Genomic DNA, 14,576 nt, shown 5'->3' on the forward strand with positions numbered 1-14,576 from the left:
GTTTTGGTCAAAAAAATAGTGAGTTCCCATTTCTGGTCTCTCAAAACTAAACAACAAGTAGTTTGCACTCAAACAGCTCTTTACAGGTTTCCCTGTTTTGCCTCTTCGGCATTTCGAGTCTTGCGACTCTTCACCTTTGAACTCTTAATGCTTTCGCATCAGTCCTTCAAAGGATCGACCATAGGATACGCTCACTACTAGAGTGAACCGTTCTCCTTAGAAAGGAGGTGATCCAGCCGCACCTTCCGATACGGCTACCTTGTTACGACTTCACCCCAATCATCGGCCCCACCTTCGACGGCTAGCTCCCTTTCGGGTTACCTCACCGGCTTCGGGTGTTGCAGACTTTCGTGGTGTGACGGGCGGTGTGTACAAGGCCCGGGAACGTATTCACCGCAGTATGCTGACCTGCGATTACTAGCGATTCCGACTTCATGTTCTCGAGTTGCAGAGAACAATCCGAACTGAGACCGGCTTTCTCGGATTCGCTCCACCTCACGGCTTCGCTTCCGTCTGTACCGGCCATTGTATTACGTGTGTAGCCCAAGACATAAGGGGCATGATGATTTGACGTCATCCCCACCTTCCTCCGGTTTGTCACCGGCAGTCTATCTAGAGTGCTCGACCTTACTCGTTAGCAACTAAATATAGGGGTTGCGCTCGTTGCGGGACTTAACCCAACATCTCACGACACGAGCTGACGACAACCATGCACCACCTGTCTCACAGCTCCCCGAAGGGCACTCTCAAGTTTCCTCGAGATTCTGTGGATGTCAAGCCTTGGTAAGGTTCTTCGCGTTGCGTCGAATTAAACCACATAATCCACCGCTTGTGCGGGCCCCCGTCAATTCCTTTGAGTTTCAACCTTGCGGCCGTACTCCCCAGGCGGAGTGCTTATTGTGTTAACTGCGGCACAGAAGGGGTCGATACCCTCTACACCTAGCACTCATCGTTTACGGCGTGGACTACCAGGGTATCTAATCCTGTTTGCTCCCCACGCTTTCGCGCCTCAGCGTCAGTTACAGTCCAGAAAGTCGCCTTCGCCACTGGTGTTCCTCCACATATCTACGCATTTCACCGCTACACGTGGAATTCCACTTTCCTCTCCTGTCCTCAAGATACCCAGTTTCCGATGCACTCCCAGGGTTGAGCCCTAGGTTTTCACACCAGACTTAAATATCCGCCTACGCGCCCTTTACGCCCAATGATTCCGGACAACGCTTGCCCCCTACGTATTACCGCGGCTGCTGGCACGTAGTTAGCCGGGGCTTCCTCCTCAGGTACCGTCATGTACAGGCATTATTTACACCCGTACCGTTCGTCCCTGAAGACAGTACTTTACAACCCGAAGGCCTTCGTCGTACACGCGGCGTTGCTCCGTCAGACTTTCGTCCATTGCGGAAGATTCCCCACTGCTGCCTCCCGTAGGAGTCTGGGCCGTGTCTCAGTCCCAGTGTGGCCGTTCACCCTCTCAGGCCGGCTACTGATCGTCGCCTTGGTAGGCCTTTACCCCACCAACTAGCTAATCAGACGCGGGTCCATCCATTATCGGTAGCATGTTCAGAGGCCACCTCTCCTTAAGTGCTGATGCCAGCTCTTAAGCGTATCCGGTATTAGCCCTCGTTTCCAAGGGTTGTCCCGATTTAATGGGTAGGTTACCCACGCGTTACTCACCCGTCCGCCACTAAGAACTCTCTAAGCAAGCTTATTAAGTTCTCCGTTCGACTTGCATGTGTTAGGCACGCCGCCAGCGTTCGTCCTGAGCCAGGATCAAACTCTCCATAAAATTTATGAAGAAAATTTGATTGCTCAAATGATCTATTCTTTAACTCTTGACGAGTCATTGGCTGTTCCTTGTTGTTTAGTTTTCAAAGACCATTGTCGGCTTTCACCGTGTGTCGCACTTAGTGGCGACATTTATATACTTTATCAGATTGGTGTTTCTTTGTCAACACCTTTTTTTCGTAGTCGCTTTTGCTTTTCAGCTCTTGCGACGGATCATTACCTTAGCACTTCTAAGGATAACTGTCAACCACTTTTTCAGTAGCTTTACTCTGGTTAGAGATGGTCGGGATAGAGGGATTTGAACCCCCGGCCTCCTGCTCCCAAGGCAGGCGCGCTAGCCAAGCTGCGCTATATCCCGATAAAATATGACCTAAAACATTTCCGAACCACTTGCACCAAATCTTAAACAATTAGCAATTTGCGGCCGGAATTGTATGATACCATTTTAACCACATTGCGTCAATACTAATTTTTCTCAGTTTCTTAGATTACCCCGCAGATTTGATTCTAATTTTGAAAACAAAACATTTAAAAAACATAGACAGTATAGTGTAGGTATGTTCGCAAATGTATATATGACAAAAGAGACAATTCCTATGAATCGTCTCTTAATATAATCTTATATTGGTGCCGATGACCGGAATTGAACCGGTACGGGCTTTAGGGCCCGCGGGATTTTAAGTCCCGTGCGTCTGCCAGTTCCGCCACATCGGCAAAATTAATTGATTTGGAGGCGGCACCTAGATTTGAACTAGGGATAAAGGTTTTGCAGACCTCTGCCTTACCACTTGGCTATGCCGCCCAATTAAATGGAGCGGGTGACGAGATTCGGACTCGCGACTTTCACCTTGGGAAGGTGACACTCTACCACTGAGTTACACCCGCATGGTGCCTTAGGACGGAATCGAACCGCCGACACGAGGATTTTCAGTCCTCTGCTCTACCGACTGAGCTACCAAGGCGTAAATTAGTATGGCGGAGGGGGTGGGATTCGAACCCACGGCCCCTTGCGGAGTCGCTGGTTTTCAAGACCAGTTCCTTAAACCACTCGGACACCCCTCCATAAATGGCGACCCCGATCGGACTTGAACCGACGATCTCCTGCGTGACAGGCAGGCATGTTAACCACTACACCACGGGGCCTTGTTTGGTGGGGGATGACGGGATCGAACCGCCGACATCCTGCTTGTAAGGCAGGCGCTCTCCCAGCTGAGCTAATCCCCCAGAAATTGGTGACCCGTACGGGATTCGAACCCGTGTAGCCGCCGTGAAAGGGCGGTGTCTTAGGCCGCTTGACCAACGGGCCAGATAGGTATTGGCAGGGGATGAGAGAGTCGAACTCCCACTGACGGTTTTGGAGACCGCTGTTCTACCATTAAACTAATCCCCTATGAATGGATGGATAATTGGACTAATGGAGCGGGTGAAGAGAATCGAACTCTCGTAACTAGCTTGGAAGGCTAGCGCTCTACCATTGAGCTACACCCGCATGATAGTGGTGAGCCATCCGCGACTCGAACGCGGGACACCCTGATTAAAAGTCAGGTGCTCTACCGACTGAGCTAATGGCTCATCTTGCTGGCTGGGGTGGCAGGATTCGAACCTACGAATGCCAGAGTCAAAGTCTGGTGCCTTACCGCTTGGCGACACCCCAATCGGCTTATACTAAATCAACTTCCGTTGACTTAATAACTTGGTTGCGGGAGCCGGATTTGAACCGACGACCTTCGGGTTATGAGCCCGACGAGCTACCGCTGCTCCATCCCGCGATGTTTTGTGGTGGGCAGGGATGGATTCGAACCACCGTACCTTTCGGAACAGATTTACAGTCTGCCGCCTTTAACCACTCGGCCACCTACCCACATTTGTATAGAATTAAAATGGCTCCCCGAGCAGGACTCGAACCTGCAACCTACCGGTTAACAGCCGGTTGCTCCACCATTGAGCTATCGAGGAATGATGGTGCGGAAGATGGGACTTGAACCCATACGGTGTTACCCACACGCCCCTCAAACGTGCGCGTCTGCCAGTTCCGCCACTCCCGCATGAATGAAGTCGTTAACCGGGATTGAATCGTGGTCTTATCCTTATCAAGGATACGCTCTACCAAATGAGCTACAACGGCATCTTCACTGAGGATTTGTAAATGGTGCGCTCGGAGGGATTCGAACCCCCGGCCTTCTGATTCGTAGTCAGACGCTCTATCCAGCTGAGCTACGAGCGCAACTTATGGTGGATGTAAGCCCAATCAGAAACCTTTCGATTTCGCGACGGATTCTTACTTTAACATGAAAAGACGTTTTTGGCAACTGGAAATTTATTTAATAAATTATTCGAAAGAAATTCTAATTTATCCCACAAAGCCGTTTGACTTTTTCACCAAGTACTTTCTGCTCATGTCATTGCCGAAAAATTAGGTGTAGAGGTTCATTGTTCGTCCTATGGCCGCTTTAAGGTTCACCTTCAGGCAGGTCCGAGCTTAAACTTCATCACCCTTAGCATAGAATTGGGAAAACAGAAATTAAAAGAGCTTTCCTTGATGAAGTTGGCTCTATAGGTTTTGGACGATCAGAAGGTGTTTTATCGAATTTATCAGTGAGGTATCATTTTTCTAACACTTTCATCCCCTATCCTCCCAACCTTCTTCCCCAATCAGTGGAACAAAGCGCACATGACAGAGCGTTTCTTCCTGATATTCTTCTTTCGATATTCTGAGCACTCGCAAGAGTTTTTGTTGTCCCTTCTCCCCTGTCGGAATCACGAGCCGTCCTCCCACTGCTAATTGCCCCTTAAGGGATAACGGTACAACTGGCGCAGCAGCAGCGACAATTACACCATCAAAAGGGCTATCCTCTGGCCAGCCTTTGCTGCCATCCCCTACTTTTAGAGTAATATTGACATATTGCAAAGCAGCAAACCGTTCACTCGCTTCCTTAGCTAATTTAGCATGGCGTTCAATCGTATATACTCTTTCAACCAGGCGTGAAAGCACAGCTGCAGCATAACCTGATCCGGTGCCGATTTCCAATACTCTGTCCTCTGGTCGTGTTTCCAAGGCATCAATCATGAGCGCAACCATATATGGCTGACTGATTGTCTGTCCGAGTCCAATCGCCAGGGGCATATCATAATAGGCATAATCGACTTGTTCAGAAGGAACAAATAGATGGCGTGGTACAGTACGGATGCTTTCAAGTATCCGTTCATCTCGAATGCCTTGGGTCGCCAGTTCTTCAGCAAGCCATATTCGCTCTCGGTGGCGTTCATCTGCTTTTTCCATAGATTGCACCTCCTCAATGTGGCTTTAATATTTCTAGTCTTTCCCAATCGAGTTTAGATAATAATATTCTACTCCCCCTTCATGCCAATAGGGGCACCCAAAGTAGTGAAACTCTTCAGCATAATGTTCCTTTATTCATCATTTGAGCAACCATATCACCGGCGAATACCACAAAGCGACAGTCGGTCCAATTTTTACGACCATGCGAAATTTATTTTCTAAGAGTCTAATATTCTATTGGCCCAATCAATTTGAAGTATTAAAATCAGTGTTATTTCGGTCAAGCCGCTGTGCTGGAGAGTAATACTACGCGGCGCCACAAAACAGTCCGGTGGACTGTTTCGGCCACACGGCAAACTGTCAAAGGAGTACTATCGCCGTGTGAGCCAAACGGGTGGAACTAACTCCAAAGAATCATGCACACCCCGTTTAGTTTTTTACGCCGTAAAAAAGCAAAGAGACCATCTAAATAGATAGTCTCTTCGTTGTTACCTGGCAACGACTTACTTTCCCAGGACCCTGCGGTCCAAGTATCATCAGCCCTGGAGGTCTTAACTTCCGTGTTCGAGATGGGAACGGGTGGAACCCCTCCGGAATAATCACCAGATCTTTGAAGTTGTTAAGCTCCTTTCGGAACCCTATTCCCTCAAAACTGCACAGATGTAATGCCTTAACTGTAATTAAGATAATCGTCTTCCTCACTTAGACTTTCGCCCAAAGTGAGTGAACCGCTTGTGTCGTTTGTTAGGTCAAGCCCTCGACCGATTAGTACCCGTCAGCTCCACGCGTCACCGCGCTTCCACACCGGGCCTATCAACCTGATCATCATTCAGGGGTCTTACCAGCTTATGCTGTGGGAAATCTCATCTTGAGGTCGGTTTCGCGCTTAGATGCTTTCAGCGCTTATCCGCTCCGGATATAGCTACCCAGCTGTGCCTCTGGCGAGACAACTGGTACACCAGTGATCCGTCCAACCCGGTCCTCTCGTACTAGGGTCAGATCCTCTCAAATTTCCTGCGCCTGCGACGGATAGGGACCGAACTGTCTCACGACGTTCTGAACCCAGCTCACGTACCGCTTTAATGGGCGAACAGCCCAACCCTTGGGACCTACTACAGCCCCAGGATGCGATGAGCCGACATCGAGGTGCCAAACCTCCCCGTCGATATGGACTCTTGGGGGAGATAAGCCTGTTATCCCCAGGGTAGCTTTTATCCGTTGAGCGATGGCCCTTCCACTCGGTACCACCGGATCACTAAGCCCGACTTTCGTCCCTGCTCGACTTGTTGGTCTCGCAGTCAAGCTCCCTTTTGCCTTTACACTCTACGCGCGATTTCCAACCGCGCTGAGGGAACCTTTGGGCGCCTCCGTTACTCTTTAGGAGGCGACCGCCCCAGTCAAACTGCCCACCTGACACGGTCCTCAACCCCGATTCAGGGGTCTAAGTTAGAACTTCAGTACAAAAAGAGTGGTATCCCACCGGCGACTCCACCAAGGCTGGCGCCCTAGCTTCTCTGTCTCCCACCTATCCTGTACATTTTATACCAAAATCCAATGTCAAGCTACAGTAAAGCTCCATGGGGTCTTTCTGTCCTGTCGCAGGTAACCCGCATCTTCACGGGTATTACAATTTCGCCGAGTCCCTCGTTGAGACAGTGTCCAGATCGTTACGCCTTTCGTGCGGGTCAGAACTTACCTGACAAGGAATTTCGCTACCTTAGGACCGTTATAGTTACGGCCGCCGTTTACTGGGGCTTCAATTCAAAGCTTCGCTTGCGCTAACCTCTCCTCTTAACCTTCCAGCACCGGGCAGGCGTCAGCCCCTATACTTCTCTTTTCAGATTGGCAGGGACCTGTGTTTTTGTTAAACAGTCGCCTGGACCTCTTCTCTGCGGCTCTTCTTTCAAAGAGCACCCCTTCTCCCGAAGTTACGGGGTCATTTTGCCGAGTTCCTTAACGAGGGTTTTCTCGCGCGCCTTAGGATTCTCTCCTTACCTACCTGTGTCGGTTTGCGGTACGGGCACTCTCTTGCTCACTAGAGGCTTTTCTTGACAGCTTGGAGTCGGTTACTTCGCTACTTATTTTCGCTCCCCGTCACCTTTCAGGCTTCTCGCGAGACGGATTTACCTGTCTCACACCCTACGGGCTTGGGCGTGCTCTACCAACGGCACGCTTAACCTATCCTTCTGTGTCACCCCATTGCTCAAACGCTTAAGAGTGGTACTGGAATCTCAACCAGTTGTCCATCGCCTACGCTTTACGCCTCGGCTTAGGTCCCGACTTACCCTGGGCGGACGAGCCTTCCCCAGGAATCCTTAGGTTTACGGCGGGTGAGATTCTCACTCACCTTTTCGCATACTCATACCGGCATTCTCACTTCTAAACGCTCCACCATTCCTTACAGAACAACTTCGCTGCATTCAGAACGCTCCCCTACCCCTGTACACTTAGTGTACAAGCCATAGCTTCGGTGATACGCTTGAGCCCCGTTACATTTTCGGCGCAGAACCACTCGACCAGTGAGCTATTACGCACTCTTTAAATGGTGGCTGCTTCTGAGCCAACATCCTGGTTGTCTGTGCAATTCCACATCCTTTTCCACTTAGCGTATACTTTGGGACCTTAGCTGATGGTCTGGGCTGTTTCCCTTTCGACTATGAAGCTTATCCCCCACAGTCTGACTCCCGATCTAAATTATTGGCATTCAGAGTTTGATAAGGTTCGGTAACCCGGTAAGGCCCCTAGCCTATTCAGTGCTTTACCGCCAATAATCATCGATTCGAGGCTAGCCCTAAAGCTATTTCGGGGAGAACCAGCTATCTCCGTGTTCGATTGGCATTTCACCCCTACCCACAGCTCATCCCCTGCCTTTTCAACGACAGTGAGTTCGGGCCTCCAGTAGGTTTTACCCCACCTTCACCCTGTCCATGGGTAGATCACACGGTTTCGGGTCTACAGCATGTAACTAGTCGCCCTTTTCAGACTCGCTTTCGCTCCGGCTCCGGCTTCTCGCCTTAACCTCGCTACATACCGTAACTCGCCGGTTCATTCTACAAAAGGCACGCCATCACACCTTAATAGTGCTTTGACTGCTTGTAAGCGTACGGTTTCAGGTTCTTTTTCACTCCCCTCCCGGGGTGCTTTTCACCTTTCCCTCACGGTACTAGTTCGCTATCGGTCGCTAAGGAGTATTTAGCCTTGGGAGGTGGTCCTCCCGGTTTCCCACGGGGTTTCTCGTGTCCCGCGGTACTCAGGATACCCTCACAGAATGTCTTCCTTTCGCCTACAGGAGTGTTACCTTCTTTGCTCGATCTTTCCAGATCACTTCGGCTAGAAATCCATTCCTAAAAGAGGGTCCTACAACCCCGATCCCCGAAGGGGTCGGTTTGGGCTCTTCCCGTTTCGCTCGCCGCTACTCAGGGAATCGATTATTCTTTCTCTTCCTCCGGGTACTTAGATGTTTCAGTTCCCCGGGTTGTCTTCGTTAACCTATGGATTCAGTTAACGATATCCAGATATGACTCTGGATGGGTTGCCCCATTCGGGTATCCACGGATCAATGCATGCTTACTGCTCCCCGTGGCGTTTCGCCGCTCGCCGCGCCCTTCTTCGACTCTTAGCGCCTAGGCATCCACCGTACGCCCTTAGTAGCTTGACCAAACGTCCCGCCACATTAGGTTCTCAGATGTTTATCCTAATTTACAGTTAATTTCTTTTTCTCTGTGCAGTTTTCAAAGAACAAATTAGAAACCAAAAAACCATTCAAATTTTATTATGGTGGAGGTAAGCGGGATCGAACCGCTGACCCCCTGCTTGCAAGGCAGGTGCTCTCCCAGCTGAGCTATACCCCCACAATATCAACTTAAATGGTGGGCCTAGGTGGACTCGAACCACCGACCTCACGCTTATCAGGCGTGCGCTCTAACCAACTGAGCTATAAGCCCAATCAGAGAGATTTTTGGTCTCTCAAAACTAAACAACAAGTAGTTTGCACTCAAACAGCTCTTTACAGGTTTCCCTGTTTGCCTCTTCGGCATTTCGAGTCTTTCGACTCTTCACCTTTGAACTCTTAATGCTTTCGCATCAGCTTTTTCAAAGGATCGACCATAGGATACGCTCACTACTAGAGTGAACCGTTCTCCTTAGAAAGGAGGTGATCCAGCCGCACCTTCCGATACGGCTACCTTGTTACGACTTCACCCCAATCATCGGCCCCACCTTCGACGGCTAGCTCCCTTTCGGGTTACCTCACCGGCTTCGGGTGTTGCAGACTTTCGTGGTGTGACGGGCGGTGTGTACAAGGCCCGGGAACGTATTCACCGCAGTATGCTGACCTGCGATTACTAGCGATTCCGACTTCATGTTCTCGAGTTGCAGAGAACAATCCGAACTGAGACCGGCTTTCTCGGATTCGCTCCACCTCACGGCTTCGCTTCCGTCTGTACCGGCCATTGTATTACGTGTGTAGCCCAAGACATAAGGGGCATGATGATTTGACGTCATCCCCACCTTCCTCCGGTTTGTCACCGGCAGTCTATCTAGAGTGCTCGACCTTACTCGTTAGCAACTAAATATAGGGGTTGCGCTCGTTGCGGGACTTAACCCAACATCTCACGACACGAGCTGACGACAACCATGCACCACCTGTCTCACAGCTCCCCGAAGGGCACTCCTAAGTTTCCTCAGGATTCTGTGGATGTCAAGCCTTGGTAAGGTTCTTCGCGTTGCGTCGAATTAAACCACATAATCCACCGCTTGTGCGGGCCCCCGTCAATTCCTTTGAGTTTCAACCTTGCGGCCGTACTCCCCAGGCGGAGTGCTTATTGTGTTAACTGCGGCACAGAAGGGGTCGATACCCTCTACACCTAGCACTCATCGTTTACGGCGTGGACTACCAGGGTATCTAATCCTGTTTGCTCCCCACGCTTTCGCGCCTCAGCGTCAGTTACAGTCCAGAAAGTCGCCTTCGCCACTGGTGTTCCTCCACATATCTACGCATTTCACCGCTACACGTGGAATTCCACTTTCCTCTCCTGTCCTCAAGATACCCAGTTTCCGATGCACTCCCAGGGTTGAGCCCTAGGTTTTCACACCAGACTTAAATATCCGCCTACGCGCCCTTTACGCCCAATGATTCCGGACAACGCTTGCCCCCTACGTATTACCGCGGCTGCTGGCACGTAGTTAGCCGGGGCTTCCTCCTCAGGTACCGTCATGTACAGGCATTATTCACACCCGCACCGTTCGTCCCTGAAGACAGTACTTTACAACCCGAAGGCCTTCGTCGTACACGCGGCGTTGCTCCGTCAGACTTTCGTCCATTGCGGAAGATTCCCCACTGCTGCCTCCCGTAGGAGTCTGGGCCGTGTCTCAGTCCCAGTGTGGCCGTTCACCCTCTCAGGCCGGCTACTGATCGTCGCCTTGGTAGGCCTTTACCCCACCAACTAGCTAATCAGACGCGGGTCCATCCATTATCGGTAGCATTTTCAGAGGCCACCTCTCCTTAAGTGCTGATGCCAGCTCTTAAGCGTATCCGGTATTAGCCCTCGTTTCCAAGGGTTGTCCCGATTTAATGGGTAGGTTACCCACGCGTTACTCACCCGTCCGCCACTATCCAGCATCTAACACCCAGTATTCTCTGCTTCGTGTTGGTACTTATTGAATGCGTGGAGCGCTCATTCTTCGCGCTCTCGCAAGGCACCACTTACGAGCTCCAAAATACTCGGTGTTAGACACTGGACCGTTCGACTTGCATGTGTTAGGCACGCCGCCAGCGTTCGTCCTGAGCCAGGATCAAACTCTCCATAAAATTTATGAAGAAAATTTGATTGCTCAAATTATCTAAATCTTTAACTCTTGACGAGTCATTGGCTGTTCCTTGTTGTTTAGTTTTCAAAGACCATTGTCACTTGCTGTGACGATTTTTAATTTTACCAGAGTGACTTTCAAGTGTCAACTCTTTTTTGTATCACTCGATGTAATTGAGCATTTTCTTCTCTAAAAAGTGTTCTTCACATCTGAGCGCTTAGTTATATTATCATGTTCAATCCCAAGTGTCAACTACATTAATGGAGTTATATTTTTCCATTGAGGATTTCCCACTGTTCCCCAATGAGTGCAAAATAATAGCGAACACACTCATCGTTACCCCCGCAAGGTCGTCAAGCTCCTATAAATCAGAATAACCACTGCTGAAAATGAATTAGTCAAAACTACGGATACCTAGCGACTCCCCTTATCCGTAATTATTAGCACCTCGTATAATAGAAAAACGCTGCAATTCTTTGCAGCGCCAATGTTTCATTATGGAGCGGAAGACGGGATTCGAACCCGCGACCCTCGGCTTGGGAAGCCAATACTCTACCGCTGAGCCACTTCCGCATGGAACATTATCGATTATAGCATTATGCGTTCTACTGAGTCAAGCCTATAAGGAAAATTTAATATTATATATTTACTATGATTTAAACACTTGGTTTCCTTTGCTTCTCGATGTTATCAGTCATTTGTGAGTTGATTGCTAACTTCATTCCATTGAGTTAAACTAATGTAGAACAATGTCTAGGAGGTGTTTATATGCAAGGCGACATGCAAGAATTCTTAAGTAAAGATAATTGGGCAGTAGTTGGTGTATCTAACGACCCAACAAAGTATGGAAATAAAGTTTACTTCAAATTAAAAAGAGCTGGCTATAATGTCTTTGCCATCAATCCCAAATTAAATGAAATTGACGGGGATCCTTGTTATCACAATCTGAGTACCCTTCCTTTGGTGCCAGATGCTATTAGTGTGGTCGTTCCACCGAAAGTAACTGAACAGATTATCGATGAATGTGCAAAGCTTGGCATCCAAAGAATTTGGATGCAACCAGGTAGCGAAAGCGAAGAGGCGATCCAGAAAGGGAATAAGCAAGGCTTGCACCTTATACATAACCAATGCGTTCTAATCCAAGCTCGGGATAAATCTAAGTGAGCTCTTAGTTAATGCCGTACTCTCTATCTGATGCTCTTTCTAGATCTCTGAAGCCAAACGATATACAGATAGCAAAAACCGCACTGACACCAGTGCGGTTTAAAAATCATATGGAGCGGGTGATGAGAATCGAACTCACGTAACTAGCTTGGAAGGCTAGCGCTCTACCATTGAGCTACACCCGCAAGTGTGGTAGCAGGGGGGGGATTTGAACCCTCGAATGAGCGGGTATGAACCACTTGCCTTAGACCACTTGGCTACCCTGCCATGGCTCCCCGAGTAGGACTCGAACCTACAACCTACCGGTTAACAGCCGGTTGCTCCACCATTGAGCTATCGAGGAATATTAAGATTATCCTGGCGGAGAAGGAGGGATTTGAACCCTCGCAGCAGTTACCCACTCTAACGGTTTAGCAAACCGTCCTCTTCAGCCACTTGAGTACTTCTCCGCAATATTAACTTAATTGGTGCGGAAGACGGGACTTGAACCCGTATGGAGTTACCCACACGCCCCTCAAACGTGCGCGTCTGCCAGTTCCGCCACTCCCGCATTTTATGGAGCCATTGACCGGGATTGAACCGGTGACCTTATCCTTACCAAGGATACGCTCTACCAACTGAGCTACAACGGCATCTTTGAGGATTTGTAATTTTAAATGGTGCGCTCGAAGGGATTCGAACCCCTGGCCTTCTGATTCGTAGTCAGACGCTCTATCCAGCTGAGCTACGAGCGCATGGTTCTTTGGAGCGGGTGACGAGATTCGAACTCGCGACTTTCACCTTGGCAAGGTGACACTCTACCACTGAGTTACACCCGCATAATTTGGATGGTGAGCCATCCGCGACTCGAACGCGGGACACCCTGATTAAAAGTCAGGTGCTCTACCGACTGAGCTAATGGCTCATCTTGCTGGCTGGGGTGGCAGGATTCGAACCTACGAATGCCAGAGTCAAAGTCTGGTGCCTTACCGCTTGGCGACACCCCAATCGGCTTATACTAAATCAACTTCCGTTGACTTAATAACTTGGTTGCGGGAGCCGGATTTGAACCGACGACCTTCGGGTTATGAGCCCGACGAGCTACCGCTGCTCCATCCCGCGATGTTTTGTGGTGGGCAGGGATGGATTCGAACCACCGTACCTTTCGGAACAGATTTACAGTCTGCCGCCTTTAACCACTCGGCCACCTACCCACAATGTTTATGAAATTTGAAATGGCGACCCCGATCGGACTTGAACCGACGATCTCCTGCGTGACAGGCAGGCATGTTAACCACTACACCACGGGGCCTTGTTTTGTTTGGTGGGGGATGACGGGATCGAACCGCCGACATCCTGCTTGTAAGGCAGGCGCTCTCCCAGCTGAGCTAATCCCCCGGAATTTGGTGACCCGTACGGGATTCGAACCCGTGTAGCCGCCGTGAAAGGGCGGTGTCTTAGGCCGCTTGACCAACGGGCCGTTGTTAGCGCAATAACAATAATACATGTCCAAGCTCATCTTGTCAAATACTTTTTGATTTTAATTTGCAATTTTGCAAAGTGAAGATCACAAGTTTCAGTTTTATCCATTTTCTTGTAAATATCCTTTCATCTAATATTTTACAAACGGACAAAGATAAATTTATGACCTTCATTCAGGTTATCTATAAACAGTCACAAGTAGGATCCCTTTTTACCTTAATTCCAGGAATGGAATTTATTTCTCAGCGAATAATAGCAAGGATAAATATGACAGCATTAAAGGAGGCCGTTACTTTTCTGTGATTTGGGAATATGGGGAGCATTAGTGTTTTTAGATCCTCTCAGCGAAGAGGACCTAGCTGTGCAAAGAGCTAATATCTGATTTATCGCTGCAAAAAACAAAAAAACAAAAGCCGCACTGACACCAGTGCGGCTTAAAATTCATATGGAGCGGGTGATGAGAATCGAACTCACGTAACTAGCTTGGAAGGCTAGCGCTCTACCATTGAGCTACACCCGCAAGTGTGGTAGCAGGGGGGGGATTTGAACCCTCGAATGAGCGGGTATGAACCACTTGCCTTAGACCACTTGGCTACCCTGCCATGGCTCCCCGAGTAGGACTCGAACCTACAACCTACCGGTTAACAGCCGGTTGCTCCACCATTGAGCTATCGAGGAATATTAAAATTATCCTGGCGGAGAAGGAGGGATTCGAACCCTCGCAGCAGTTACCCACTCTAACGGTTTAGCAAACCGTCCTCTTCAGCCACTTGAGTACTTCTCCGCAATATTAACTTAATTGGTGCGGAAGACGGGACTTGAACCCGTATGGAGTTACCCACACGCCCCTCAAACGTGCGCGTCTGCCAGTTCCGCCACTCCCGCATTTTATGGAGCCATTGACCGGGATTGAACCGGTGACCTTATCCTTACCAAGGATACGCTCTACCAACTGAGCTACAACGGCATCTTTGAGGATTTGTAATTTTAAATGGTGCGCTCGAAGGGATTCGAACCCCTGGCCTTCTGATTCGTAGTCAGACGCTCTATCCAGCTGAGCTACGAGCGCATGGTTCTT

General features: G+C 49.4%; 2 protein-coding genes, 44 tRNA genes and 4 rRNA genes. 1 reads left to right on the forward strand and 49 read right to left on the reverse strand.

From position 1 onward, the window contains the following. Positions 1-220: 220 nt before the first annotated feature. The 27 genes from ACZ42W_RS15005 to ACZ42W_RS15135 all read right to left on the reverse strand — a co-directional run bounded on the left by ACZ42W_RS15005 (position 221) and on the right by ACZ42W_RS15135 (position 11,446). A 16S ribosomal RNA gene (locus ACZ42W_RS15005) occupies positions 221-1,786 on the reverse strand. 279 nt (positions 1,787-2,065) lie between these two features. Next, positions 2,066-2,143 (reverse strand) — tRNA-Pro (locus ACZ42W_RS15010). A gap of 267 nt (positions 2,144-2,410) precedes the next feature. After that, positions 2,411-2,499: transfer RNA gene (locus ACZ42W_RS15015), tRNA-Leu, on the reverse strand. Positions 2,500-2,513: 14 nt separating this feature from the next. Beyond that, positions 2,514-2,587: transfer RNA gene (locus tag ACZ42W_RS15020), tRNA-Cys, on the reverse strand. Between the two features lie 8 nt (positions 2,588-2,595). Continuing rightward, positions 2,596-2,670 (reverse strand) — tRNA-Gly (locus ACZ42W_RS15025). 1 nt (position 2,671) lies between these two features. Then, a tRNA-Phe gene (locus ACZ42W_RS15030) sits at positions 2,672-2,747 on the reverse strand. 11 nt (positions 2,748-2,758) lie between these two features. Continuing rightward, positions 2,759-2,847: transfer RNA gene (locus ACZ42W_RS15035), tRNA-Ser, on the reverse strand. 5 nt (positions 2,848-2,852) lie between these two features. Further along, positions 2,853-2,928 (reverse strand) — tRNA-Asp (locus ACZ42W_RS15040). 5 nt (positions 2,929-2,933) lie between these two features. Then, a tRNA-Val gene (locus ACZ42W_RS15045) sits at positions 2,934-3,009 on the reverse strand. 6 nt (positions 3,010-3,015) lie between these two features. Beyond that, positions 3,016-3,091, reverse strand: a tRNA-Glu gene (locus ACZ42W_RS15050). 10 nt (positions 3,092-3,101) lie between these two features. Then, positions 3,102-3,175, reverse strand: a tRNA-Trp gene (locus ACZ42W_RS15055). 25 nt (positions 3,176-3,200) lie between these two features. Next, positions 3,201-3,274 (reverse strand) — tRNA-Gly (locus tag ACZ42W_RS15060). A gap of 7 nt (positions 3,275-3,281) precedes the next feature. Next, positions 3,282-3,357: transfer RNA gene (locus ACZ42W_RS15065), tRNA-Lys, on the reverse strand. 7 nt (positions 3,358-3,364) lie between these two features. Then, positions 3,365-3,439, reverse strand: a tRNA-Gln gene (locus tag ACZ42W_RS15070). A gap of 40 nt (positions 3,440-3,479) precedes the next feature. After that, positions 3,480-3,554, reverse strand: a tRNA-Met gene (locus ACZ42W_RS15075). 8 nt (positions 3,555-3,562) lie between these two features. Next, a tRNA-Tyr gene (locus tag ACZ42W_RS15080) sits at positions 3,563-3,646 on the reverse strand. A gap of 20 nt (positions 3,647-3,666) precedes the next feature. Further along, positions 3,667-3,741, reverse strand: a tRNA-Asn gene (locus tag ACZ42W_RS15085). Positions 3,742-3,745: 4 nt separating this feature from the next. Beyond that, positions 3,746-3,830, reverse strand: a tRNA-Leu gene (locus ACZ42W_RS15090). An 8-nt stretch (positions 3,831-3,838) separates the two neighbouring features. Next, positions 3,839-3,910 (reverse strand) — tRNA-Ile (locus ACZ42W_RS15095). 22 nt (positions 3,911-3,932) lie between these two features. Then, positions 3,933-4,009, reverse strand: a tRNA-Arg gene (locus tag ACZ42W_RS15100). Positions 4,010-4,405: 396 nt separating this feature from the next. Beyond that, positions 4,406-5,065 carry a protein-L-isoaspartate(D-aspartate) O-methyltransferase gene (locus ACZ42W_RS15105; RefSeq protein ID WP_464166143.1) on the reverse strand — a complete coding sequence of 220 codons (660 nt, stop codon included), beginning with the start codon at positions 5,063-5,065 and terminating at the stop codon, positions 4,406-4,408. Positions 5,066-5,555: 490 nt separating this feature from the next. Next, positions 5,556-5,672, reverse strand: a 5S ribosomal RNA gene (gene rrf, locus ACZ42W_RS15110). Positions 5,673-5,810: 138 nt separating this feature from the next. After that, a 23S ribosomal RNA gene (locus tag ACZ42W_RS15115) occupies positions 5,811-8,723 on the reverse strand. Between the two features lie 117 nt (positions 8,724-8,840). Beyond that, positions 8,841-8,916 (reverse strand) — tRNA-Ala (locus ACZ42W_RS15120). A 16-nt stretch (positions 8,917-8,932) separates the two neighbouring features. After that, positions 8,933-9,009, reverse strand: a tRNA-Ile gene (locus ACZ42W_RS15125). Between the two features lie 202 nt (positions 9,010-9,211). Then, positions 9,212-10,874 (reverse strand): 16S ribosomal RNA (locus ACZ42W_RS15130). The 16S, 23S and 5S rRNA genes sit together here with 3 tRNA genes alongside, the layout of an rRNA operon. Before the next feature lie 497 nt (positions 10,875-11,371). Then, positions 11,372-11,446, reverse strand: a tRNA-Gly gene (locus ACZ42W_RS15135). Between the two features lie 195 nt (positions 11,447-11,641). Here ACZ42W_RS15135 and ACZ42W_RS15140 point away from each other — a divergent pair. Beyond that, positions 11,642-12,037, forward strand: coding sequence for a CoA-binding protein (locus ACZ42W_RS15140; protein WP_464166144.1), 396 nt, complete (start codon positions 11,642-11,644; stop codon positions 12,035-12,037). Between the two features lie 111 nt (positions 12,038-12,148). Here ACZ42W_RS15140 and ACZ42W_RS15145 read toward each other — a convergent pair. The 22 genes from ACZ42W_RS15145 to ACZ42W_RS15250 all read right to left on the reverse strand — a co-directional run bounded on the left by ACZ42W_RS15145 (position 12,149) and on the right by ACZ42W_RS15250 (position 14,567). Next, positions 12,149-12,222 (reverse strand) — tRNA-Gly (locus ACZ42W_RS15145). 5 nt (positions 12,223-12,227) lie between these two features. Continuing rightward, positions 12,228-12,304, reverse strand: a tRNA-Met gene (locus tag ACZ42W_RS15150). Between the two features lies 1 nt (position 12,305). Further along, positions 12,306-12,380: transfer RNA gene (locus ACZ42W_RS15155), tRNA-Asn, on the reverse strand. 15 nt (positions 12,381-12,395) lie between these two features. Then, positions 12,396-12,486, reverse strand: a tRNA-Ser gene (locus tag ACZ42W_RS15160). A 16-nt stretch (positions 12,487-12,502) separates the two neighbouring features. After that, positions 12,503-12,587: transfer RNA gene (locus tag ACZ42W_RS15165), tRNA-Leu, on the reverse strand. A gap of 6 nt (positions 12,588-12,593) precedes the next feature. Next, positions 12,594-12,669: transfer RNA gene (locus ACZ42W_RS15170), tRNA-Thr, on the reverse strand. Positions 12,670-12,694: 25 nt separating this feature from the next. Beyond that, positions 12,695-12,771: transfer RNA gene (locus ACZ42W_RS15175), tRNA-Arg, on the reverse strand. Positions 12,772-12,780: 9 nt separating this feature from the next. Beyond that, a tRNA-Gly gene (locus ACZ42W_RS15180) sits at positions 12,781-12,855 on the reverse strand. A gap of 10 nt (positions 12,856-12,865) precedes the next feature. Next, positions 12,866-12,941 (reverse strand) — tRNA-Lys (locus tag ACZ42W_RS15185). A 7-nt stretch (positions 12,942-12,948) separates the two neighbouring features. After that, a tRNA-Gln gene (locus ACZ42W_RS15190) sits at positions 12,949-13,023 on the reverse strand. A 40-nt stretch (positions 13,024-13,063) separates the two neighbouring features. Further along, a tRNA-Met gene (locus tag ACZ42W_RS15195) sits at positions 13,064-13,138 on the reverse strand. A gap of 8 nt (positions 13,139-13,146) precedes the next feature. Then, positions 13,147-13,230, reverse strand: a tRNA-Tyr gene (locus tag ACZ42W_RS15200). A gap of 22 nt (positions 13,231-13,252) precedes the next feature. After that, positions 13,253-13,328: transfer RNA gene (locus ACZ42W_RS15205), tRNA-Asp, on the reverse strand. 10 nt (positions 13,329-13,338) lie between these two features. Further along, positions 13,339-13,414: transfer RNA gene (locus ACZ42W_RS15210), tRNA-Val, on the reverse strand. 6 nt (positions 13,415-13,420) lie between these two features. After that, positions 13,421-13,496: transfer RNA gene (locus ACZ42W_RS15215), tRNA-Glu, on the reverse strand. A 448-nt stretch (positions 13,497-13,944) separates the two neighbouring features. Next, a tRNA-Gly gene (locus ACZ42W_RS15220) sits at positions 13,945-14,018 on the reverse strand. Positions 14,019-14,023: 5 nt separating this feature from the next. Beyond that, positions 14,024-14,100 (reverse strand) — tRNA-Met (locus tag ACZ42W_RS15225). A gap of 1 nt (position 14,101) precedes the next feature. Next, positions 14,102-14,176 (reverse strand) — tRNA-Asn (locus ACZ42W_RS15230). Between the two features lie 15 nt (positions 14,177-14,191). Continuing rightward, positions 14,192-14,282 (reverse strand) — tRNA-Ser (locus ACZ42W_RS15235). A gap of 16 nt (positions 14,283-14,298) precedes the next feature. Continuing rightward, a tRNA-Leu gene (locus tag ACZ42W_RS15240) sits at positions 14,299-14,383 on the reverse strand. Between the two features lie 6 nt (positions 14,384-14,389). Continuing rightward, positions 14,390-14,465 (reverse strand) — tRNA-Thr (locus ACZ42W_RS15245). A gap of 25 nt (positions 14,466-14,490) precedes the next feature. Beyond that, positions 14,491-14,567, reverse strand: a tRNA-Arg gene (locus tag ACZ42W_RS15250). Between the last annotated feature and the right edge of the window lie 9 nt (positions 14,568-14,576).

Source organism: Desulfitobacterium elongatum (genome assembly GCF_055378975.1).